The organism is Gottfriedia sp. NPDC057991 (assembly GCF_042886615.1).
Classification (GTDB): domain Bacteria; phylum Bacillota; class Bacilli; order Bacillales; family Bacillaceae_G; genus Gottfriedia.
In genome coordinates, this window is record NZ_JBHVQN010000007.1 from 149,966 (window position 1) to 173,101 (window position 23,136).

18 protein-coding genes are annotated in these 23,136 nt (G+C 33.8%); 7 read left to right on the forward strand and 11 right to left on the reverse strand.

Translation table 11 applies throughout. From position 1 onward, the window contains the following. Positions 1-420 precede the first annotated feature (420 nt). Positions 421-3,930 (forward strand): S8 family serine peptidase, encoded by a 3,510-nt coding sequence (locus ACFVR2_RS21530; protein ID WP_387366569.1) that lies wholly within the window; start codon positions 421-423, stop codon positions 3,928-3,930. A gap of 158 nt (positions 3,931-4,088) precedes the next feature. On the opposite strand, the gene ACFVR2_RS21535 is transcribed toward ACFVR2_RS21530, so the two are convergent. The 4 genes from ACFVR2_RS21535 to ACFVR2_RS21550 all read right to left on the reverse strand — a co-directional run bounded on the left by ACFVR2_RS21535 (position 4,089) and on the right by ACFVR2_RS21550 (position 10,014). Continuing rightward, positions 4,089-4,253: a hypothetical protein gene (locus ACFVR2_RS21535; RefSeq protein WP_387366572.1), complete on the reverse strand. Its 165-nt coding sequence runs from the start codon at positions 4,251-4,253 to the stop codon at positions 4,089-4,091. Positions 4,254-4,358: 105 nt separating this feature from the next. Next, complete coding sequence (locus ACFVR2_RS21540) at positions 4,359-8,651, reverse strand: S8 family serine peptidase (RefSeq protein WP_387366575.1); 4,293 nt, start codon at positions 8,649-8,651, stop codon at positions 4,359-4,361. A 297-nt stretch (positions 8,652-8,948) separates the two neighbouring features. Next, positions 8,949-9,446 carry an SRPBCC family protein gene (locus ACFVR2_RS21545; protein WP_387366578.1) on the reverse strand — a complete coding sequence of 166 codons (498 nt, stop codon included), beginning with the start codon at positions 9,444-9,446 and terminating at the stop codon, positions 8,949-8,951. Next, on the reverse strand, positions 9,391-10,014 hold the full coding sequence (locus tag ACFVR2_RS21550) for a HEAT repeat domain-containing protein (RefSeq protein WP_387366581.1): 624 nt from the start codon (positions 10,012-10,014) through the stop codon (positions 9,391-9,393). Before ACFVR2_RS21550 ends, ACFVR2_RS21545 begins: the two co-directional genes overlap by 56 nt. 166 nt (positions 10,015-10,180) lie before the next feature. Here ACFVR2_RS21550 and ACFVR2_RS21555 point away from each other — a divergent pair, with 166 nt between their 5' ends. Continuing rightward, a complete protein-coding gene (locus ACFVR2_RS21555; RefSeq protein WP_387366584.1) occupies positions 10,181-10,387 on the forward strand; it encodes a hypothetical protein in 207 nt (68 codons plus the stop codon). 150 nt (positions 10,388-10,537) lie between these two features. Further along, the gene (locus ACFVR2_RS21560) at positions 10,538-12,211 is read left to right on the forward strand and encodes a ribonuclease J (protein ID WP_387366587.1); all 1,674 of its coding nucleotides are present in this window, start codon (positions 10,538-10,540) and stop codon (positions 12,209-12,211) included. A 39-nt stretch (positions 12,212-12,250) separates the two neighbouring features. Here the strand turns inward: ACFVR2_RS21560 and ligD (ACFVR2_RS21565) are convergent, their stop codons facing one another. From ligD (ACFVR2_RS21565) to ACFVR2_RS21580, 4 genes are all read right to left on the reverse strand, one after another. Beyond that, positions 12,251-13,492 (reverse strand): DNA ligase D, encoded by a 1,242-nt coding sequence (ligD, locus tag ACFVR2_RS21565; RefSeq protein WP_387366590.1) that lies wholly within the window; start codon positions 13,490-13,492, stop codon positions 12,251-12,253. Positions 13,493-13,503: 11 nt separating this feature from the next. Then, entirely contained in the window at positions 13,504-14,448 is a 945-nt protein-coding gene (ligD, locus tag ACFVR2_RS21570) for a non-homologous end-joining DNA ligase (RefSeq protein WP_387366593.1), read from the reverse strand. 13 nt (positions 14,449-14,461) lie between these two features. Beyond that, positions 14,462-15,298 carry a non-homologous end joining protein Ku gene (ku, locus tag ACFVR2_RS21575; protein ID WP_387366596.1) on the reverse strand — a complete coding sequence of 279 codons (837 nt, stop codon included), beginning with the start codon at positions 15,296-15,298 and terminating at the stop codon, positions 14,462-14,464. Positions 15,299-15,666: 368 nt separating this feature from the next. Further along, positions 15,667-16,902 (reverse strand): MFS transporter, encoded by a 1,236-nt coding sequence (locus ACFVR2_RS21580; RefSeq protein ID WP_387366599.1) that lies wholly within the window; start codon positions 16,900-16,902, stop codon positions 15,667-15,669. Positions 16,903-17,057: 155 nt separating this feature from the next. Between ACFVR2_RS21580 and ACFVR2_RS21585 the strand changes: the two genes are divergently transcribed. The 3 genes from ACFVR2_RS21585 to ACFVR2_RS21595 all read left to right on the forward strand — a co-directional run bounded on the left by ACFVR2_RS21585 (position 17,058) and on the right by ACFVR2_RS21595 (position 18,840). Further along, positions 17,058-17,528: a DUF2243 domain-containing protein gene (locus ACFVR2_RS21585; protein ID WP_387366602.1), complete on the forward strand. Its 471-nt coding sequence runs from the start codon at positions 17,058-17,060 to the stop codon at positions 17,526-17,528. After that, positions 17,518-18,276 (forward strand): cytochrome c oxidase assembly protein, encoded by a 759-nt coding sequence (locus ACFVR2_RS21590; protein ID WP_387366605.1) that lies wholly within the window; start codon positions 17,518-17,520, stop codon positions 18,274-18,276. Before ACFVR2_RS21585 ends, ACFVR2_RS21590 begins: the two co-directional genes overlap by 11 nt. 72 nt (positions 18,277-18,348) lie before the next feature. Then, positions 18,349-18,840 carry a WGxxGxxG family protein gene (locus ACFVR2_RS21595; protein ID WP_387366608.1) on the forward strand — a complete coding sequence of 164 codons (492 nt, stop codon included), beginning with the start codon at positions 18,349-18,351 and terminating at the stop codon, positions 18,838-18,840. Between the two features lie 35 nt (positions 18,841-18,875). Here ACFVR2_RS21595 and ACFVR2_RS21600 read toward each other — a convergent pair whose 3' ends face one another. Continuing rightward, positions 18,876-19,250 carry a MerR family transcriptional regulator gene (locus ACFVR2_RS21600; protein WP_387366611.1) on the reverse strand — a complete coding sequence of 125 codons (375 nt, stop codon included), beginning with the start codon at positions 19,248-19,250 and terminating at the stop codon, positions 18,876-18,878. Between the two features lie 131 nt (positions 19,251-19,381). On the opposite strand from ACFVR2_RS21600, the gene ACFVR2_RS21605 reads away from it, so the two are divergent. Next, entirely contained in the window at positions 19,382-20,155 is a 774-nt protein-coding gene (locus tag ACFVR2_RS21605) for an SDR family NAD(P)-dependent oxidoreductase (protein WP_387366614.1), read from the forward strand. Between the two features lie 56 nt (positions 20,156-20,211). Here ACFVR2_RS21605 and ACFVR2_RS21610 read toward each other — a convergent pair whose 3' ends face one another. Then, complete coding sequence (locus tag ACFVR2_RS21610; RefSeq protein WP_387366617.1) at positions 20,212-21,423, reverse strand: helix-turn-helix domain-containing protein; 1,212 nt, start codon at positions 21,421-21,423, stop codon at positions 20,212-20,214. 126 nt (positions 21,424-21,549) lie between these two features. Continuing rightward, on the reverse strand, positions 21,550-23,109 hold the full coding sequence (gene hutH / locus ACFVR2_RS21615; RefSeq protein WP_387366620.1) for a histidine ammonia-lyase: 1,560 nt from the start codon (positions 23,107-23,109) through the stop codon (positions 21,550-21,552). Positions 23,110-23,136 lie beyond the last annotated feature (27 nt).

A 23,136-nucleotide genomic window follows, 5' to 3' on the forward strand; every position in this document is an offset into this window, starting at 1 on the left:
TTTCTCAAACCTCAGCCTACACATATTTTGGTTAAAAAACTTTAACATTTTTAATCGAATCATTAAAAAATAATTGATTTTGACAAAATTTCCCCAAATCAATATTCCAACAAATAATGATTTTTCACCAAATTCTAACAGGTTCCCTAAAAATAATTGTCTTGGAATATTTAACCAAGTTCGAAAATTGTCTATTTTTGTCATTGTAGTCAGAAAATTCGCATATTAAAACGATGGAATTTCCCCAATTTACTTAAAATATAGAGGGATATATATTAATTATTGTATTTATTTAGTCACTCAATGTAAGAGTTAGTTTAACATTTCAAACACTCATCTTTAAAAACCTACTATTCTCTTAAAAGCGTGTTGAAGAAATACAATTATTGACTAATTTACATAATGAAAAGGAGAGTTTTAATGAAAATCAGTAAAATGAATGCATTTAAAGTAATGACTACCGCAGCTTTATCATCTTTAATTTTTTCATCTTATACTGCACTCGCATCCGGAAAAGACTCAACACCACTATCTAAACCACTTAACTTTCAAGAACCGCATAAACTAGATCAAAACGGGAAAGAAAACCTATATAAAGATGGTCAAAATGCAGAAAAGGATTATAAACCAACTGACAAAGTTCGTTTTATCGTTGAAGTTGCACAGCCGTCTACTACTAATCTAACACCGACTAACAAAAGATCATTATTTAAAGAAAAGCAAGACAAAGCAATGGACGTAATCAAAAAAAATAATAAAGCTAAATCAAATTCTCCAATATTAAAACAGCGCTTCTATGAAGGATTTAATGGATTCAGCGTTGAGACTGAATACAAAAACCTAAATGAGATTAAGAAAGCTCCAGGTGTAACTAGCGTACACGTTGCTAGAACATTCCACGAAACGATGGCGGCAAGCAAAGAATTAGTACAAGCCCAAAAAGTTTGGAGTCAATATGGTTACCAAGGTGAGGGATTACTTGTAGCAATTATCGATTCAGGTATTGATTACTCACATAAAGATATGACCATCACGGAAAAGGGAAAACAAAAAGAAAAATTAACGAAAAGTGGAATACAAAGTAAATTAGATGCTACAGCAGTAGGGGATATTTGGTACACAGATAAAGTACCAACTGGTTATGACTGGGCTGATCATGACACCGATGTTATCCCACGAGGTGATGGTAGTCCACATGGTACACATGTTTCAGGTATCGTCGGTGCAAATGGCGATGACTCAACTGGTGGCGTTCAAGGTATAGCTCCAGGTACACAATTATTGGCTGAGAAAGTATTCTCGGACAATGATGAAGCTGCTTACGAGGACGATATTATTGCTGGTATTGAACATGCTGTAACAATGGGCGCAGATGTAATCAATATGAGTTTAGGTGTAGATGCAGGATATGTTAGCGAAGATGATGACCCTATTCAAAAAGCAATTCGAGTTGCGACTGAACAAGGAAGTCTTGTAGTTGTTGCAGCTGGTAATTCAGCGTACAGTACAAATCATAGTCTCCTCTTCCCTTCTGCTATGCAACCATATGCAGAAGATCCTGATATTGGGACGGTAAGTGCACCAGGTGTCAGTCCATTCGCTTTATCCGTTGCATCCTATGAAAATACTAAAATGCATCTAAATACATTAGGTGACGCAAACGGTTTTAAACTTCCTTTCCAAGATCAAACAATGTTTGCTCCTAGTGTTAATTTTAAGCTTTCTAAAAACTTAATACCAGGTCAAGAGTATGAGTTGGTATATGCAGGAGAAGGTTCGAAAGCTACTGATTTTACTAATAAAGATGTAGCAGGAAAAATTGTCTTAGTAAAAATGAATAATCAATATACGTCATATTCTTTCGCTCAATTTAATGCAGCAAAATATAAAGCAAAAGCAGTCATTGTTATTCCACCTGATGTTTTGAATGATTATTCGTACTTAAGCTTTAGTCCATATACAATACCAGCCGCTACAACCGGTAAAGCAGTCGGTCAAGAGTTAATTAACAAATTAACAAGTGGTCAAATTGTCAAAATGAAATTAGCAGGCGATACTTGGATTGATAATGTTAACAAAAACAAATTGTCTAGCTTCTCATCATACGGTTCTCCTTCAACATTAGATTTCAAACCAGAAATTTCTGCTCCTGGAGGAAATATTTATTCCACTGTACCAGGTAATGATTATGAAGTGATGAGTGGCACATCGATGGCAACACCGCATGTAGTAGGTGGTTCAGCGTTAGTATTACAATCGCTTTACGAGAAAGGACTAAAACACTCAGAAGACACAGCTCTTAAAGCTAAGCTTGCTTTAATGAATACATCTAATATTGTAATGGATCCTAGAACAAATGGGGAAGTTCCATATTCTCCTCGCTTACAAGGCGCTGGTTTAATGCAAATTCAAAATGCAATCAACACTCCGATTATTATCACAAGTAGAAACACACCTTTAGAACAAGCTGGAGCAGTAGCGCTAAAAGAGATCGGCAAAAATACAAGTTTTAAATTAAATGTAGAAGCATTTGATCAACCGAAAGGTAAAAATAATAGTGCTGATATTGAATACAATGTTTATGTTGACCTGCTTAAGGATAAAACTGAAACGAAGCAATTTGACTTAGATAACGATGGAACGATGGATTCAAAAGATTATCTAACATTAACTAGTGAACGAATTCAAGGTGCATCGATCACAGTAAATGATAAAAAAGTAACAGATAAAACTGGAGCATTACTAAAAATTAAACCTGGCCAATCAAAAATGTTAACTGTGAATATTTCTTTACCTGATTCAATAAAGAATAATAGTTTCGTAGAAGGATTTGTACGTCTAGTTCCTGTTGACAAGGATAAAGCAGTTCCTATATCAGTTCCATATATGGGCTTTTACGGAAAATGGGATGAACCACGTAATATAGATGCTCCAGCATGGGATAAAGATGCATTTTTAGGCTATACGGCACTATGGGATGAATATTCTGGAAGTGCACCAAAGGGGTATGATGGTAAAACTGGAACTTTCAATTTAAATAAAATTGCTATCTCTCCGAACTATCATTTACAAGGTATATATGCTGGATTTACAGCATTACGAAATTTACAAAAAACTGAAATGTATATCAAAGACCAGTCAGGCAAAATCGTTAATTACTTAGGAGACTTTAGTGAATTTACAGGAACACCTTGGAAATTCAGAAAAAATATTATGTCATACGGTGATTATTCTTATGCTGACGGCTACTATTGGAATATGACTGATGAGTTAGGCAATCTTGTACCTGATGGAACTTATCAATATGTAATCAGAACAACTCTAGACTATCCAGGTGCTAGACCACAAGAAGTAAAAATGCCAGTAAAAGTAGATTCTACTCTACCAAAGGTTACAGATATTAAAGTAACACCGACTAATGGCAAATATGAAATTTCATGGAAAGGTACAGATAACGAAAACGGAAGTGGTTATGTTGCTTCATCTGTTTGGGTTGACGGTAATAACTATATGCCAGGCACAGCACAAACATTAGTAGTAAATACAGAACCGAAAAGTATTGTCGTTATTGGAGCTGACAATGCATTTAATCACTCATACACAGTCTGGGGAGATCAAAGTACAAAATATATGAGTGATTGGATGGTTCTTTCAAATGCTAGTGTATATCCTACAACTAAAATAAATAAAGATAGACAAGCACAAATCGATTATTTTGCTCAAAATAGAAGTGACTGGACATTCAATGTAAAAGATGCAAATGGTAATGTCGTCGATACGATTGCATTTAAAAATGAAAAAGAAGTCCATACAACGTGGGTACCAAAGTCTGACCTTCCGAATGGCACGTACTATATCTCTGCTGAGGTAGTTACGAAGGATGGATTTAAAATTACGACTACGCCTAAAAAAATAACAGTAGTACAATAATCAAAAAAGCTATCATTCCTGTTTTTAGGGATTGATAGCTTTTTTGATTAATATTTCAATAACTTAAATTAGAGGTCCTTACTCTATTAGCTTAATTAAGAAATCCGTAAGAAAAAGCCCCAACCTTACGGAAAACTATAAAAGGTTGAGGCCAAATCTTATACTATCGAATATGTCGGTTTTACGACCGTCATATATCGCTCTTTTGCAGAGATTTTTAGACCTGTTTCATCTTCCATCACACACGTCACTTTATATTTACCAGCAGGCATATCCGGAGTTGGAGCCCATACTTTATCCGTATAGCAAAACGCTAATCCCATTCTTGCAATTTATTTCCTTATAGTTAATTATAGAAAACATAGATTACAAAAAAATCGGCAATGACATTTCATCATCGCCGATTTTTCTATAAAACTATCATTAAATTACTCTAATCCAAGATCCGTTAAAACGTCATCTAAAGTTTCACCTTTGGATTTCTTAACTGCCTTTGGTGAATTGTCAACAAATGGGTTTTGCATTAAGTAGTTATTAATTACGTACTGCATATCTTTCTCATCAACTACACCATCATAGTTGATATCTGCATCACGTTTATTTGTTCCCCAATAAGTTTGGATGTACAGAGCATCTTTCACGTCAATTACATTATCTTTATTAACATCTCCACCTGGGATATAGCTATAATCAACTGGTTTAGATCCAGCTGTCACTTTACCGTCTTCTTTCAAACCAACTGTAAAGTCTTTCTTGAATGTGAAATGTCCCGGTACATCGATTGATAATGTAAATGGTTTATCTGTAATTGGTAATCTAGATGTAAAACCTTGTGGAGCTGTTGAACTATATCCTAAAGGATCAGCTACTCCGTATTCTTTACCATCGGAATCTTTCACACTAATTTTTGAACCAGCTTTATTATAGTCAATCTTAGTGTTCATATTAATATCCCCTTGAACAAATCCTGAAGCCAATCCTTCTGCCTGAACCGCACTCCTCATAAGAGAATAAGTAGGAGTAATATAGAAATAAGGTTGAATGCCTTGCGTTGTTACGGTAGTATTATCCACATTTGTATAAACAGCTTTAAAGAATCTACTTGTTCCAGTTGGATCTTCAAACTGCATTCCGCCTTTGTAGTATATATCTTTTGCTTTGAATGTTAGATCTACTAAAGAAGTATCTCCAGTAATCCCCGTCGTCGCAAGGTCGCCAAGAGCTGTTGCAGTGATTGTCATAACATTGTACGTACCATTAAAAGGTGCAGTTGTGTATTTAACATCTAATTTTCCATCGTATGTTCCATGTGGCTTTACATTTGTAACGTCTAGGAACTTAGTTGGGTATATGAATGAGTATTCAGCTTTTTTCACAGGAGTTGCTACATTTTTCGTTGAGAACGTTACTGTTGTTGAATCTCCCATGTTGATTCTTTGTTTTTCAGAAATTGCTGAAGTATAGGCAGTTCCTTTTTTTACAAAGTAGATGTCTTTAAAACTTCCATAATTTTCTACAGTTGATTTATCTCGATCATAGAAATCATATTCTGTAATTGGCAATGAGACTGGGCCTGCTGTTGACAATGGTATTGTTGAATTAAAGTTTCCATTTCCATCTACAGGAATATTAATTTCATTCGAATTATTCGGATTGTAATAATACATTTTATTTTCGCCTTGTGAAGCATCAATTCCTGCTGCTTGCATTTCAGCTATGTTTTTATCAAATGCATTACCTGTTACTGTAACTGTTTTGTCAGTTGCATTAGCCGTTTCAACGATTTGTCCTGCTTCATAATTCATTGTAACCTTTGGCTCTTTTATTCCATAATAAACAGGAGCGTCACTAGTGAAGGTTGCACCTTTATCATTTGTACCAACCATTCGTATTTTCCATAATCCTGGATCAACTTCTTTATAATCAAATGTAACTGGGCTATCCGGGTTTCCTGTTAATGGATAATATTGTCCACCGTTCAATACACCGCGGAAATAATACTGTATCCCCTCTTCTGCACCCATTCCATCCGATGTGCCTAGGTAACCAATTTCTTCGTTTGTTTTTGGATCGACAAGGAAGAAATCAAACGTACGCATGTGAGATTTTAGTTTAAAGTCCACGCCAATTGACCACTTTGTTGCATTACTACCCGATTCATAAGGTATAGTGAAAGCAGCTGGATCTCCTTTTACATAATCAATTCCTTCATCAACTGTATGAATGGCAAACGGTACTTTATACGTTTCATCAGGGTTCTTTTGATTTGTGTACACTACATACCCTTCATAAGTACCAAGTTTTGCCGTTTTAGGAACATTGATTGTCGCATCCATATTTGCACTGCTGTATCTTTTTACTTTTACAGATGACTTAACATCTAAAGTAACCCCGTTTGTAGCAGCATCTTGATCTGCTCTGGAGTCATTTGTAAAACGTGCATCTAATGTTTGGAATTGAACTTTTATATCATATGTTTTATCTTCAGAACTCTTATTGAATAAAGTCATTGAACGAGAATCTGATAGCTCCTTACCATCAACAGCTTGTTCACCAAAGCTTAAAGCTCCAGTAATATTTTTAATTGTTTTAATTCCTTTACTTGCAAGAGTAGCACTACCCGCATCTTTAGCATCACTGCTTAATGTTTTCGTCTTGTCTTTCACTTGAATTTCCGTCCCAGCATGCACAGCTTTGTACGGATTTACTAAACCTGCACCTACTTCATATACACTATACTTATCATTTAATGGATCTGCTGTATTCATTAGTGTCGCCTTAATATCTGCAGGCGTCATATCTGGATGAGCTTGTTTTAATAATGCTGCTACTCCTGATACGTTTGGTGTAGCCATCGATGTACCAGATAAGCGTTCATATGCATATTGATAATCAGTTAATGGATTTCCATTATCATCCTTATGCATATAAGAAGGTACAGTTGAGAATACCGAGACACCAGGTGCTGTTACTTCTGGTTTAATATCATATAATACACGTGATGGACCTCTTGAACTAAAATCTGCTAATTTATTACCTGTTGTTACTGATTGGCTCATATTTCCGAATGTAAAGTCAACTGTTTTCCCTTTCATTGCTTCACTTGTAGGAATTTTAATTTGAATATTTAAACCTTGTGAACTATTTATTAAAAATGTTGGAATATATCCATATACGTTACCTAAGTATACATCTGGTAATGTATTTCCAGATGTATTCACTAAAACAACAGCCTTTGCTCCATGTGATTTAGCTCGTTTAACAATTTCTTCTATACCTAAGCTACCACGTTGAGCCAGGACAATTTTTCCAGTTACATCGATTGGTATTGTGTAGTTACCGTCAGAATCTCTTTTATTATAAGAAGTTTCCGCTCCTGTACCCACATTTACCATTTGATACGTTTTCCCTTGAAATTCCGCTACATTATCCGAAAGTCCTTGAGCAGCTACTTTCAAATCAGCCGGTAAATCACCAGTTGAAGATTTTGCAGTTGCTGAAAATTGTTGAATCGTACTAGGAGTATCACTTGCTCCAACTGTAATTGCCAAAGGAGAATTTCCTGGAGTACCTAATGTATACATTTTATTGCCAGAATTTCCTGCTGCAACAACTGCTGTTGCCCCTGAAAGTACAGCGTTATTAACCGCAATTGCTGTAGGGAATAACGGGTCATTGTAGTTTGCTCCAAGGGACATACTAATGATATCCATTCCGTCTGTTACTGCTTTGTCAATCCCCGCTAATATTGCTGAAGTTGAACCAGAACCATATGGACCAAGAACTCGATAAGCGTAAATATCAGCATCTGGTGCAACGCCTGTTACCGAATAGTCAGCATTGTTTTTACCTTGTCCAGCAATGATTCCAGCTACATGCGTTCCATGCTCTGTATAATATGCTTCACCATTTGATTCAGGTAGTCCCGATTTCTTCCAATCCGCATATGTTGTTTCCATTGGGTCATTGTCATTATCAACGAAATCGTATCCACCTTTAAAAGCACCTTTTAAATCTGGATGATTATAATCGATACCAGTATCAATAATACCCACTTTTACGCCTTTTCCTGTATAGCCTTCTTGATGAAGTTTTTCAACACCAGGGAATGTTACCATCGTATGAGTTGAAGATTGTTGTTCAGTAGTCGTTAGATTTTTAGTAGATGGATCATCTAACTGAACTTGTAAATCACTCCATACTGCTTGTACCGCACTAGATTTAAGCAAACCTTTTACTTTATTAGCAGGGAGTGTCATCGCAACTCCATTAAATGCTTTTTTGTAAGCACGCTTAATTTTGTAAGGATTTTTCTTCTCTTTTAACTCTTTACTAAAAATCGTTTTTAAATCTTGTTGGAACGTGTCATGTGAAGCATCTACTTTTGCTTGTGCATCTGTTTCAGAAAGGGTTGTTCCATCTGCTTCTGCTACCATGACTGCTGTATTTGCTGGTTTGTCTTTAAATTCAACAATGACAGAAGTTGTCGCTGTACTTGTTAAATCCACATCAGCAGATACTTGAAGTCCTTCTTTATCACTGATTTTTAATTGTTTAATCGCCTCACGTTGAGCTGGTGTAAGAGCTGATAAAACTTGTTCAACTTTTGATGTTGATTGTGCATGAACACTGTGTTGAATAGAAATTGGATTGAATACGCTAGTTACAAGACCCGTTGTTACCGCTAGGGTCGTAACATTTTTTTTGATTCTCTTTTTCATTTCCCCCATCTTCCTCTCTCTCTTTTGATAGTTTTATTATATTGAGATTTGACAGGATTTTCGTTTTTACAAATTTTATCAAATATAAATTTTTTTATAATTCGAACATTTTCAACAAAAAAAGATAGGGAAACAAAAATAAAATCAGTAATCCTGTCGATTTTTAGAGCAAATGATTTTCTATCCTACTACAACATCCTAATAATCTAGAAAATAAAAACGGACCAGCCTTAAACTGATCCGTTTGCTTTTCTTATGTTATCTTAAAGCTAAAAAATAGTTTTTAGAGGATTGGTCTTACAGATCCCCTAACAATTTTTTAAGCTCGTCGCCCATTCTTACCCAACCAAATTTCGCACCATTGAACGCTTGAAATTCTTTTTCAAATCCTGTTTGCTCAAGATGTAAATAAGTTGTTCCATCCTCATGCTTCAATGTCCAAGTAACTGTCGTGTTTGTTCCACCACCGACCCATGTGTAAGAAAGCTTATTTGGTTCGTCTACTTCAAGAACCTCACAATCAAGAATTAAATTGTACTGCTCTAATCTAATGTTAAATTTATGTCCAACGACAGGTTTGATATCATTAGGCATTACCCATTTCGAAAGAGTTTCCACATCCGTAAGTGCATGCCGTACTTTTAGTCCTCCTATAATACTTTGTTTAAAAGGAATATTCTTACATTCCAGAACTTTTATCAACAAAATACACATTTTGTTCGGTTCAAATTCAACATTTTCACCTAATTTTTTTAATAACCTTTTCAACTCGTTTTCTTTTTGTTTCTTTTTCAATTTCATCCAACCTAGAGGTTAATGTTTCAATAAATAAATTTTTATTTTCTTCATTAATAATAGACATCGATCTTTCCGCATACATCGGGAGTTGGTTTGTTGGACTTTTAACTAATTGATTAATAAGCAAATTAAATGACTCTTCAGCATATGTCTTAACCGAACATAATTTTATAAGAATATTTACAACTTGATCTTTTGTAATAACTGAACCATTGTCACCTGCAACAATGATTTTTTTGATATTCGAAAAGATTATTTCAGGAAAATCACTTGTAATACTGTTTAAAGCAGTCATTGCTCCCCATTGAAGTCTATTATTTTTACTTTCTAAAAGCGAAAAAAATTCCTTCGTATAATCGGATATTAAAGATGGTCTGCGTTCACCAATTTCATATAAAACTTTTATGCAATCATTCTGGATGTTTTTATTTTTGTTGGTAAGATTTTCGATCAGTTCTTTTACGGCACTTTCATCATTTTGATCCGCAACTTGAATCGCTAATTCGATGTTAGGCTCTTCATCTCTACGGTTTAAAGAACTTGCTAATTTCTCTATTACTGTCATTCATAATTCCACCTTTTTCATTGAATATCTCTTAATTATTTTGCTAATCAGTATGTACATTGGCAAAAGCTAATACACTCCACTTTATTCTAATTTAAGACTTATTCGAATCTAAATACATAATTTTTCTTGAAGAAACCATCCTATTGTAAGGAGGTGTGTAAATATGACTGAACCATTACAACCAGGGAATAAAAAACTACCTGATTTTAATGAATTAAATGATCGGATTATTGCAGAGCATGGTACAACAGGACCTACATTAGTAATTAAAACAAACTTGGATCCTAAAGATTCTACTGAAGATAATCCTTATTATCGTAACGAAACACATACACCTAAAAAACCATTTAAAAATTATTTCGAAGAGTGATCCAAAAATGAGCACGGTTTACACCGGCTCTTTTTTTTATAAAAACCGTCGATTGAATGATTTTAACGCTTAAGTACATACTAAGAAAAATATGGCAATTTCTAAAAGGAAAATGTTTATACTTTTCAATGTACTAGGAGGTATAGGATTTTGAGTCCAACAAAAAGTATGCTATCAGTCTTTGCCTTAGGTGGAATTAATGAAATTGGAAAAAATATGTATGCTATTCAATTTTTAAAAGAAATCATTCTAATAGACTGTGGTTCGAAGTTTCCAGATGAAAGTTTATTAGGAGTTGATTTAATCATTCCAGATATTACATATCTAAAGGAAAATCAAGAAAAGATTAAAGGTTTATTTGTTACGCACGGTCATGAAGATCATATTGGTGGAATCCCTTATCTTTTGAAGCAATTGAACATTCCAGTCTATGCATCGAGATTAACGCTTGGATTAATTGAGCTTAAATTAAAAGAGCACGGATTATTAGGAGAAACTGAACTAATTTTAATAGACTCTGATTCGATTATTAAATTTGAACATTTTTCAATTTCATTTTTTAAAACAAATCATAGTATTCCTGATTGCTTAGGCATCGTATTTGAAACGCCTGAAGGAACTGTAGTACATACCGGGGATTTTAAATTCGATTTAACTCCTGTTAACAATCAATATCCAGATATTCATAAAATGGCCGAAATAGGTAGTAAAGGTGTTTTATTACTTTTATCAGAGAGTACAAACGCTGAACGACCTGGCTCGACCCCTTCCGAACGGATTGTTGGAGAGCATATTGTAGATGCTTTTATGAAAGCAAAACGTAGAGTTATTATTTCAACATTTGCTTCTAATGTACATCGAGTACAACAAATCGTTGATGCTTCCATTATCACAAATCGAAAGATAGCTCTACTTGGAAGAAGCATGGTTAATGTTGTTCAAGTTGCGATGGAACAAGGTTACTTATCAATTCCAGAGGGGATGTTGATTGATACTGATGAAATTAATAATTTTGCACCAGAATCAATTACAATTTTATGCACAGGTAGTCAAGGAGAACCCCTTGCTGCTCTTGCTCGTCTAGCTAACTCCAGCTTTAGAGGCGTTGACATTTATCCTGGTGATACTGTGATTTTAGCTGCTTCACCAATTCCTGGTAATGAGCGCAGCGTTTCTCGAATTATCGATAATTTTTACAATCTTGGAGCAAATGTCATTTATGGTTCTGGAAGCTCGACCGGAATGCATGTTTCTGGTCATGCTTATCAAGAGGAACTTAAGCTCATGCTTACATTAATGAAGCCAAAATATTTTATTCCGATTCATGGTGAGTACAGAATGCTACACCATCATCGTTCTCTTGCTGAATCTGTTGGTGTCAAACGAAATAATATTTTTATTATTAAAAACGGTGATGTTGTCGATATTCTACAATCAGAAGCAATTCAAAGCCGAAGAATCCCAGCAGGAAATATTTACGTTGATGGAATGGGCATTGGAGATGTCGGTAATATTGTCCTTAGAGATCGAAAACAGCTTGCCGAAGATGGTATGCTTGTAATCGTCATCACCATTAATAAAATGGAAAGAAAGATTATCTCAGGCCCTGATACCATTTCAAGAGGATTTGTCTATGCACGTGACTCTGAAAGTTTATTAAAGGAAGTAAATCAAATCGTCACGTCATCTATAAATGAATTACTTGATGAAAACAAACTCCAATGGGGAGTTATGAAGCAAAATATTAAAAAGTCTCTTGGACAATTTTTATTTACGAAAACGAAGAGAAAACCGATGATTTTACCAATAATCATTGAAATATAGAATTAGGAAAACTCCCTTTTAATTATAATTAGGGAGTTTTTAATTTAATCCGTTTTCTTTAATTTTAGAAATTAAATCGATCAAAGAATCGTTTTCTTGATCAAAATAGTCGTTCATTGGACAAGAACTATTTTCTAACCGATTTAGAACAAACGGGATTGTAAAAGTCTCGATTTTTAATTGATCATTTACCTCATCCCAAAGTAGTGGCGTTGCAACAGTTGGTTTTTCCTTTCCCCTTGTAGAGTACGGAGAAATAATGGTTTTTCCTTTTGCATGCTGTACATAATCAATATAAAGACGATTCCCGCGATTTTTTTTAAATCTTTCAATCGTAAAATCATCTGGAAATTTTTCAATTAAATAATGTGCAATAAAAGATGTAAATACTCTTGTTTCATCATAAGTAAGAGAATTTTCTTTAATTGGAATATGAATTTGAATTCCTTTGCTTCCAGACACCTTTGGATAACTTTTTATTTGAAAAGAATCAAAAATTAATTTCATTTCTAATGCAGCTTTTATTGCTAAAGAAAACGCCTCTGTATTAGGTGGATCCAAATCGAATACGATTTCAATCGGGTTTTTTGCCTCATATGTTTGAAAAGGGATATGGTATTCAATAGCTAATTGATTTCCTAACCATAGCAATGTTGATACATCATTACAAATAATAAAATTATTCCCCTCATGTTCTTCAGTTTTAATAAAATTCGGAGCATAATCTGGTCGGTTTTTTTGAAAAAAAGATTCACCGTCTATTCCATTCGGAAAACGAATCGTTGTTAATAAACGATTTTTTAGAAATGGAAGCATATAAGTGGATATTTGAGCTAAATACGAAACAAAGCTCTCTTTATTTATATAGGGATCCTTCCATATTACTTTTTCTGGACTAGTAAGTGTTAATTCTTCCTCTAAATTAAGATTACCCAATAGTAAGCCATCCCAAGTACATTCATTCCATGCATGCTGTAATTGAAAAGATCTAAATTTTGCATTTGTTAATTGGTTATTTTCTATGCTCTGAAACTCAAGTTCTATACAGATTCCAGGCTCAACAAATTTTATATTACCTTTTTTGCTTTTTTTATTTGCTTCGATTGCTTTAATCAAAATTTCCTTCTCGTCCTCGCTAAGTCCATTTGAGAAGGACCCCATTTGCAAAATATCATTTTCTTTTTTAAGTCCCACTAGAAAGGTTTCCTCTTTTAAATTAAAACCTAAAATAAAGAAAAAGCCGGTATAAATTTTATTGCGTTTATGAAAAAAGTGATTCATATCATAATCCCCTAATCTATCAGAGTACATTCTTTAGGATCTTTTTCGACAAACGCTTGGATACTTGGTTGTCTTAATGAATGACCTTCAGTCCATTCAATGAATTGAACTTTAACAGTTAACAATGGTTGAATCCATTGAATTTCTTTTATTCTTTTCGGTTGGCTACTGAATGGATTTTTTTCTATTTTTATCGTATTAATGACTGTAGTAAGGTCTTTCCATTCTGATTTCGTTAATTTCCCTGTTCCAACATGTCCAATAAACACGAGTTGATTCTCTTCGTCATAAAGTCCTACTAAAATAGAATTAACTATTCCAGAGCGATACGTTACCCCACCGATTACAGCAATAGTGTCTTTATAATTTTTTACTTTTTGCCACGCATTGTGCTTTCCATTGATCAAATATTTGCTATTTAAATTTTTACATACGATCCCTTCTAAATTATGTTGTTTCGCAACCTCAAATAAAGCAACTCCGTCCGTATTATTTGGAACTAATTGAATTTGCGTACTAGGTTGAACCGCTTCTATTAATAAATTTTGCCGCTGTTGTAGAGGTAATTGAGTAACCCATTCTCCATTGTAAAAGAGAATATCAAAAATCATATAGAAAATAGGCACAGCTTCTATAGCTGAATCAACCCGATCCATGCGCCTGATCCCATCCCTTCGCATTACCTCATGAAACGATGGATTGCCATTTTGATCGAGAGCAATGACCTCCCCGTCTAAAATGATTGATTGAGCATTCGTATAGGATTTTATATTTGTTAGCTCTGGAAAAATATTTGTACGATCATTTAATTTGCGGTTAAATAATTTAACTTCTTTCCCATCAAAATAGGTAAGGATTCTAACACCGTCCCATTTAATTTGCGAAATCCACTCAGGACCAATTGGTACAATATCTGAAGAAATAGGCTCAAAAGGAAAAATTGGATTTAGCTTCATTACTACCTCCTATTTAACTCGTTGCTTTTTTAGGTGCTTTTGTTTTAGGCTTTTTCGGAGGTGTTGCTTGTCCTTTTGTTCGATCGATACTAGCTTGTAATGCAGACATTAAATCAACCACATTTTTTTGTTCGGCCGGTTTCTCCTGCCCTGTAGCGATATAATCATTTTTATTAACTTTTTCCGTAATTAATTGTTCTAAAGCTGTACGGTATGTATCAGTATAGTTTTCTGGATTAAACTCTGTCGTTAATTGTTCAACTAGCATCATACCAGCCTGTAATTCACGCTCCGCCAACCCAGCCTTTTCAGGAACACCACCAGGTAGATTTTCAATTGCTCTAATCTCATCAGGAAAATGTAATGTTTCAAGAATAATCGCGTTTTTATATGGACGAATAGCAGCCAAACGCTGTTTACTACGAATTGTAATTTTTGCAAGACCGATTTTCTTACTTTTCTTCAATATTTCCGAAAGTAAAGCATATGCCTTTGTTCCACCAGAATCGGGGCCAATATAATATGTTCGATCAAAATAAACTGGATCAATTTCTGAAAGTTTGACAAAATCAATGATTGATACAGTTTTCAGTTCAAATTCTTCTTTTAATTTATTCATTTCCTCTTCAGTTATTTCGACAACTCTACCATTTGGTGTTTCAAATACTTTAATAATTTCTTCGGGAGTAACTTCATCGTCACAACTAGCTACCTTTTTATAGTTGATCGGTGTTTTACAATCCTTATGATATTGACGAAACTTTATATCCTTATCCTCAACTGCTGAAAACAATTTTACAGGGATTGTAACTAATCCCATACTGATTGTCCCTTTCCAAACTGTATGCATCTATTCACTACCTTTATTATTTTTTACGAATAGCTTTTGTTAAATGAAAGGGTTTAATTCAATTTGCTTTATTAGTTATCTCCGTCAGAATAAAATATAGTGTTGGTTGGTTTGCTAGTAATGATAGGTAAAATTAAAACTCCATACTATTGTAAGGAGTTTTTTTAAATTTAATTATTTAAATCATTCGGCATATCAGGAGTTTCTCGAACAGGAATACCTTTGGAGGTTCAGTTACGTTTAAATCTCTACCATTTCTACTTGCTGTTTTACTTTCAAATATTTCTCCCAAAAGTGTCTCATCAGATCCTGGTTGGCCTAGCTTGTCTTATTAATTAATTCTTATAACTCCTCTTTTCAGACTTGTTTTAATTAGATTTAGCGGTTTCTGTATCTTGGTTAGGCTTAATATATTTGATTGACAAAATAAGACCAAGCACTGCTAAAATTATAGAACAATACAACATATAATTATCTGGTTTACTCATTAAATAGGCAAAAGCAGGAGGTCCTGCGGCTACCCCTACAAAGCGTAAAGAACTATAAAGAGAAGTAATAGTCCCTCTTTGTTCCTTCTCAATCCCCTCTGTGATTAATGCATCTAAGCTCGGTAATGACATTCCGATTCCAATCCCGCTGATCAATAAACTCGTGATAATCATATAGATATTCTTGTTGATAATCGGCATTATAAATGAAAGACTTATTAAGATAAATCCGATGACAATGTATTTTTTCATGGCACCTTTTTGATTTCCAATTTTTTTACCTGTTTTATAAGAAGTGTAGGATAATGCAGCAAGCGGGATTGCCAGCACACAACCTTTCCATATTCCAATTATGTGATAACGCTTTTCTAATATTTTTGATAAATAAAAAAGCATACCAAATAAAATAAACATGATAATGGCACCTAAAATAAATATCGTATAAAGCCATTTTCCATTATTTCGAAATATTTTTCGAATTGATTTGATAAACAGTTTAAACTTTTTCTTTCTTTTATCTTTTCTTTTTGCTCTCATAGGTTGTTTTGGAGGTTTTACAAAAATTAAAATTAAAATAATTGATAGTAAGCAAAGGAATGGTATTGATAAAAATGGTAAATACCAAACAACCGCTGCTAATGCAGAACCGAGTATTGGGCTTAGTACTTTTCCAAAAGTATTCGATGTCTCAACTAAGCCTAATCCTTTACTAACTTCATTTTCATCTTTAAACATGTCTCCCACACACGGAATAACAACAGGCATTGCCCCAGCAGAACCAATCCCCTGAATGATTCTCCCAACAATTAACCACGCGTATGGATTTTCTAGTTTCCAACAAACAAAGCCGGCTAAGGCCCCTCCAATTCCCGCAATAATTAAACTTGGAATGATTACTTTTTTTCTTCCAAATAAGTCAGATAGATAACCTGCTATAGGGATAAGAATGATTGCAAAAACTGAATACACAGTTATAATCATTGAAACTTTAAGGCCAGATATATTTAATTGTTGTTCTAATTTTGGAAGAACGGGAATTAACATTGAATTACCTAAAGTCATTACTAGAGGTACTGTAGATAGCGCCCATAAACTTCGCGTTTGTTTTTTATCCATATTACCTCCGCGTTTTGTGTAACTAAAAACAATCACCAGTCTTTATAATTCCCAAGTATCTTTTTAGATTGAATTGTAATTTTTACTAATTACGATTTATAGGTAAAATTCGGGGCAAAATGAAACATATACCATTTTCGAAAGGAAGAGTATTTATGACTACCCAAGAGAATTCAGCTAATTATTTACATTTAAATTTATGGTCTGGAATTTTATTTGGACTTGGATTGGTGGCATTTTTTGACGAAGCAGTTTTTCATCAACTACTTCATTGGCATCATTTTTACGATAAATCTACAACAAGTATAGGACTTATCTCTGATGGTCTTTTTCATGCCTTTAGTTGGTTTTCGACAATTGGCTCTTTATTTATGCTTGCGAATTTAAGGAGAAAAAAATCACTCTATATTAAAAGATGGGTAGGTGGAGTATTACTCGGAGCAGGTTTGTTTCAACTTTATGATGGAACAGTTCAGCATAAATGGATGAAGCTTCATCAAATTAGATATAACGTCGATATTATGCCCTATGATTTAACTTGGAATATCACTGCTTCTATTATGACATTAATAGGTTGCATTCTAATTCTTAAAACTCGAAATAAAGGTGGTCAATTTGAGAGATAACTTCAATTCGTTTGATTCACTCATTATTTTATTAATTTTACTTTTTATTGTTGGATATTTAGTTGCTGCGATGAAACATAAAAAAAAGCCATGGCCAAAGTTTCGCTCTATATTATGGGTAATTGGTTTTGTTTGTATATTAATTTCCGTTATTGGACCAATTGCAAAACTTAGTCACCATCTTTTTGTTTTCCATATGATTATGCATTTGTTCCTTGGTATGCTTGCTCCATTTTTTATCGCTTTATCAAGACCGATTACATTATTATTAACATCATTAAATACACAAAATGCAAGGCGTGTGTCACGTCTTTTAAGAAGCGCTCCTGTTCAACTATTAACTCATCCTATTAGTACATTACTTTTAAATATCGGAGGACTTTGGTTACTGTATACCTCCACTGTATTTAATTTAATTCATAAGAGTACTTTTTTGTTCAATTTTGTACATATCCATTTGTTTTTTTCGGGTTATCTTTTTACCATCTCAATCATTGCCATTGAACCGATTTCTCATAAATTCAGTTTTTTGTTTCGCTCATCAATTATGATTCTTGCAATAGCAGGTCATGATATTTTATCGAAATTGCTTTTTTCAAATCCATTAGACAGTTTTGGTCTTAATGATGTTCAATTTGGTGCGGTCTTAATGTATTATGGAGGCGACTTTGTTGATTTGTTAATCATTACTGCACTTTGTTATTTCTGGTACAATTCATCAAATTCTAAAACAAGAGCCTTTATTTAATGGACTTTTTTGCCACATATAATCCTTTAGAAGATGCACAAAATATTAATGCATAAAGAAGGAGGGTTAAAGATGAATAAAATTTGTCTTACATTATGCACTGTATCATTATCGTTTATAATTTCAGCCAATGTTCATGCTGCTTCACCTGGACCTGATGCTACACAATTAGAACCAAGCTATGATCATAACGGTAAACATATCAAAAGAGATTTTAACAATGATTTTAATGATCCAAACCATGTTGTAAATAATACGAAAAATACAGTTAAAGAAGGGTATTATGATACTAAAAATACGGTTAAAGAAGGGTATTATAATACTAAAAATAATATAAAAAATACAACAAATGACATGTTAAATACCAATAATAATGGAGTAAATAATCCAGTAAATAATGATGGAAATTATTATCGACGAAATGTAAATGTAACGCCTACTCCTGTTACTAACACGTTAAATACTACTGACAATACCAATAATAATCATTTCAATTATGGATGGCTTGGGCTTCTTGGATTATTAGGATTCGCGGGTCTTAGAAAAAAGGAAAGAGTCGAATAAAAATAATAACCTTATTGGATTTTCCCAATAAGGTTTTATTTATGGACAATGTTTTTATTATGAATTGTCTCTTTATAAAAATTGATTTTTTGCTCTAACATTTTATTCGTTTCTTCTAATGTTTTTAGCTGTTGCTCAATAGACTGTTTATGCTCAACTAATAGATCCAACCTAGCCAAAGATGTGTGCTCACCTTCTGTATATAAATGTGCATACTCTTTAATCTTATTAACAGGCATTTGTGTTTCTTTTAGCTTTAGAACAAATCTTAACCACTGAATATGTGATTCAGAATACAGTCTTTCACCATTTTCATTTCGATCTGGAAGAATGATCTGTTCTTTTTCATAATAACGTAATGTATGTGTGCTTATTCCTAACATTTGAGCGACTTCACCAATTGAATACATAAGTACCTCCAGTTTAAGTCAAAAATAAAAACAGTTTGACTTAGAGTTTACTCTAACCAGTATAATGAATCCGTAACTGTTACACAATTAATTTAATTTTAGTATAAACCAAATTATTGGGAGGAATTTAGATGAAAAAATATACTGTCATTACAGGTGCTAGCTCAGGAATTGGTTATGAATCAGCTCTTGCGTTTGCCGCACGTGGAAAAAACCTAATCATCGTTGCTCGTAGAACGGAAGAACTTGAAAAATTAAAATCAGAAATCGCTAAATTGAATTCAGATCTTGATGTAGTCATAAAAACAGCTGATTTATCTGTTGTTAAAAATGCTTTTAATTTATATGAAGGACTTAAAGAATATGATATTGAAACTTGGATTAATAATGCAGGTTTTGGTAATTTCGCTTCAGTTGGTGAACAAAATTTAGCAAAGATTGAAACTATGCTTAATTTGAATATTGAAGCTTTAACGATTTTAACCTCACTATACGTAAGCGATTATTCAACTGTCGAAGGTACACAAGTTATCAATGTTTCATCTGGTGGAGGATATACAATTATTGGTAATGCCATCACATATTGTGCGACTAAATTCTATGTGAGTGCCTTTACTGAAGGACTAGCTCATGAATTAAAAGAGAAAGGTGCAAAAATGCAAGCAAAAGTATTAGCACCGGCTGCAACTGAAACAGAATTTGCAAAAGTATCATATGATTTAGAGGAAAACATTAAATTTGAAGGCGTTCTACCTAAATATCATACTGCAAAAGAAATGGCCGGTTTTATGTTGGAGCTTTATGACAGTGAAAAGGTAGTAGGAAAAGTTGATGGAATTACTTATGAATTCCAATTATTAGATCCACTTTACCCTTATGCAACAAGATTAGAAAGGCAGGCTTAAGGGTAAAAAAAGTCTATTAAAGTCTTTTCCTTTACCTTAAACTCTGCATCCTAATTTTAATTTTCTAACACTAAATTTAAATGTGGATATTTAGTAGCCCTATATTCAGAAGGGCTACTTTTTATGTATTTTTTAAATATACGACTAAAGTAATTCGAATCTTGAAAACCAATTCGTGTAGCAATTTCTTGCATGGTTAAATCAGTCATTTCTAAATAAAACATTGATTTTTCAATCCTTATTCTATTTAAAAAATCGATCACACTTGTGCCAATTTCTTTTTTGAATAGGTGACTGAAATGATATTTACTTACACAACAATATTGAGCAATTTCTTCCAGTGTTATACTAGTTTGATGATTTTCTCGAATATACTTAGTGGCTTTACGAATAACAGGACTCATCTGATTATTAAATGAATTGGCTATTTGAACCGTTAGCCAGTAAGCATATTCGCAAACCTTTTTTACAAATTTATCATAGCGAATAATATGATATAGTTCCTGAATCATTTGAGCGTTTTTTGACATGATGAGTGTTGCATTCACGCCTGACTCTACTACAACCCTAGAAATTAACATGATTAAATCGACTACTTCAGTCTTAAATACGTCTTCATTTAATCGGCATGCATTTGCTACCTTTTCAAGGAAACTATTTAATTGATTGACTACACCTTCTTCATCACCAATTCGTACAAGTGCTAATAATTCAATACGATCCTCAGTTGAGAGTGCTCTTAGTGTATTTTCTTCCACTGGTTTAATCCCACTATGAAATATCAGTTTGTTCCCTTGAAAAAAACGACCTGACATTGACTTTCTAGCCTCTTCAAAAGAGTGGTATAACAAATAAGGATCACTATATTTTTTACCTATTCCAATTGAAACTGTAATCTGAACCCTATCCAATGAATTTTGAATTTCTTCTGCCATTCTATAAATCTTTTTATTGAACTCGATTTCACGATCTTGATCATCTAGCTCAATTAGAAGTGCAAGCACACCTTCTTCTACCCAGTTCCATAAATAAGAAACTCCGATCGTCTGATCAATTTGATTTATTAGTTCATGGCCAATTTCTTTTTTCCACTGCTTTGGGTTTTCTATTGCTAAATCGGGATAGCGATCGATGGAAATCACCATTACAACATTTGGATAAGTATTAATGCCACATCTTTTTTGAACTTCATCAAAAGTTCCTATATGGACGAGCGTACCAGAGAGTAACAAATTTGAAAAAGCTGATTGAGTAGCATTTCGATTCATCTTTATATCTCCTTTTTAGCCTATGATTTTTCTTAGTTGAACATTTGGTAGTAAGTATCGAAAATGGTTGAGCCATAAAAAAAGAAGCTGTCGTACTCTTAGAGTATAACTGCTCCCTTACAATTTTCATAATTCCATAGCGCCTATTTTCTCTTCAACAAGATTAATAATGACTCCATCATGAATTTGATTACGAATTGTTTCAACATCATGATAAAAATAGCGATCCTCTTCAACTGCTGGAACTTGATTTCTAATTAGCTGATGTACACTTGCCGTTACCGGTGACGGTTTTAGTGAATCATGGAATTCTAGTGCTTGAGTGGCAACCATTAGTTCGATTGCTAATATATGTTCAAGTTTTTTTGAAATCTGATAGGCTTTCTTTGTAGCGAAATAAGCAAAGCTAACAACATCCTCTTGATTTGCACATGTAGATGTATTATCAATCGTTGCTGGATGCGACAGAACCCTTATTTCATTTAGTAATCCTGCCGCAGTATATTGTGGAATCATATAGCCGCTATTTAAACCAGGATTGACAACTAAGAAACTAGGAAGCTCACTTACATGATAATTTACTAATCGATCAATACGACGTTCTGCTATTTTTGCTAAGTTTGCCATACCTATACAAATAGTGTCCGCATCAATCCCCACATAAGAAGCATCAAAATTGCCACCCATTAATGCAATTCCGTCTTCTTCCTCCGGCCATATAATCGGATTATCACTTGAAGACATCATTTCATTATGAATATTTTCCAATGCATTTTTAAATACCTTCTTAACTGCCCCATGAACTTGCGGTATACATCTAAGACTAAGTGCATCTTGTAATCGATAGTCTTTATACTGTTCGGCAATCTCACTTCCATCTAGAATTTTTGAAACGATTTGAGCTGTCTTTGCTTGCTCCACATGTTTTTTTACCGAGTGCAGACGAGGATCTAAGGCTTTTATCGTTCCCTTTAGTGCTTCTAATGACATAGCACCAGTGACATCAGCTGTTTTAACGGCTTGAATTGCATTGTAAATCGAGAGTATAGCGAATGCTGTTACAGATGTTGTACCACTTAATAGTGCTAGTCCTTCTTTACATTCGAAGGTCACTGGCTTTAGACCAGCCCTCTCCAATGCTTCGTGGCCGCTTAATAACTCATTCTTATACCAAGCTTTTCCCTCGCCCATTAACACTAGCGCCATATGAGCTTCAGGTGATAAATATGCTACAGATCCCTCTCCAGGTACAAACGGCAATATATCATGATTAAGTATGGCTGCTATTAGCTCTAACACTTCAATTCTAACGCCTGAATAACCTTGACCTATATTATTTAAAACCATTAATTGAATGGCTCTGACCACTTCTTTTTCAAGTGGTTCACCAACAGAAACAGCATGAGAACGGACAATATTTCGTTGAAGAGTATGAGCATCTTCCTTTGAAATCACTTCGGTTACATTACTTCCAAATCCTGTAGTTACACCATAAACCGCTCTTTCTTCTTCAAGAAACTTTTCAATTAGATTACGAGACATATTTATTCTAAGATAATAGTTTTCTGTAAATGATACTTTTGCACCATATCTTGCAACAGCAATTACTTCATTAATTGATAACTCATGGTCTCCAAGAATAACCTCTTTAATATTTTTTGGATGAATAAAATTGTTCTTGGTCATCAAAACACCTCTTACTTTGAATATCTT

Excerpts from the sequence above, each read along its gene's own strand:
- ligD (WP_387366590.1), bottom strand. The coding sequence starts at position 13,492 with ATGAATCACTTTTTTCATAAACGCAATAAAATTTATACCGGCTTTTTC.
- ACFVR2_RS21530 (WP_387366569.1), top strand. The coding sequence starts at position 421 with ATGAAAATCAGTAAAATGAATGCATTTAAAGTAATGACTACCGCAGCT.
- ACFVR2_RS21600 (WP_387366611.1), bottom strand. The coding sequence starts at position 19,250 with ATGTATTCAATTGGTGAAGTCGCTCAAATGTTAGGAATAAGCACACAT.
- ACFVR2_RS21580 (WP_387366599.1), bottom strand. The coding sequence starts at position 16,902 with ATGGATAAAAAACAAACGCGAAGTTTATGGGCGCTATCTACAGTACCT.
- hutH (WP_387366620.1), bottom strand. The coding sequence starts at position 23,109 with ATGACCAAGAACAATTTTATTCATCCAAAAAATATTAAAGAGGTTATT.
- ku (WP_387366596.1), bottom strand. The coding sequence starts at position 15,298 with ATGCATACAGTTTGGAAAGGGACAATCAGTATGGGATTAGTTACAATC.
- ACFVR2_RS21610 (WP_387366617.1), bottom strand. The coding sequence starts at position 21,423 with ATGAATCGAAATGCTACTCAATCAGCTTTTTCAAATTTGTTACTCTCT.
- ACFVR2_RS21540 (WP_387366575.1), bottom strand. The coding sequence starts at position 8,651 with ATGAAAAAGAGAATCAAAAAAAATGTTACGACCCTAGCGGTAACAACG.
- ACFVR2_RS21595 (WP_387366608.1), top strand. The coding sequence starts at position 18,349 with ATGAATAAAATTTGTCTTACATTATGCACTGTATCATTATCGTTTATA.
- ACFVR2_RS21605 (WP_387366614.1), top strand. The coding sequence starts at position 19,382 with ATGAAAAAATATACTGTCATTACAGGTGCTAGCTCAGGAATTGGTTAT.
- ACFVR2_RS21585 (WP_387366602.1), top strand. The coding sequence starts at position 17,058 with ATGACTACCCAAGAGAATTCAGCTAATTATTTACATTTAAATTTATGG.
- ACFVR2_RS21550 (WP_387366581.1), bottom strand. The coding sequence starts at position 10,014 with ATGACAGTAATAGAGAAATTAGCAAGTTCTTTAAACCGTAGAGATGAA.
- ligD (WP_387366593.1), bottom strand. The coding sequence starts at position 14,448 with ATGAAGCTAAATCCAATTTTTCCTTTTGAGCCTATTTCTTCAGATATT.
- ACFVR2_RS21535 (WP_387366572.1), bottom strand. The coding sequence starts at position 4,253 with ATGGGATTAGCGTTTTGCTATACGGATAAAGTATGGGCTCCAACTCCG.
- ACFVR2_RS21555 (WP_387366584.1), top strand. The coding sequence starts at position 10,181 with ATGACTGAACCATTACAACCAGGGAATAAAAAACTACCTGATTTTAAT.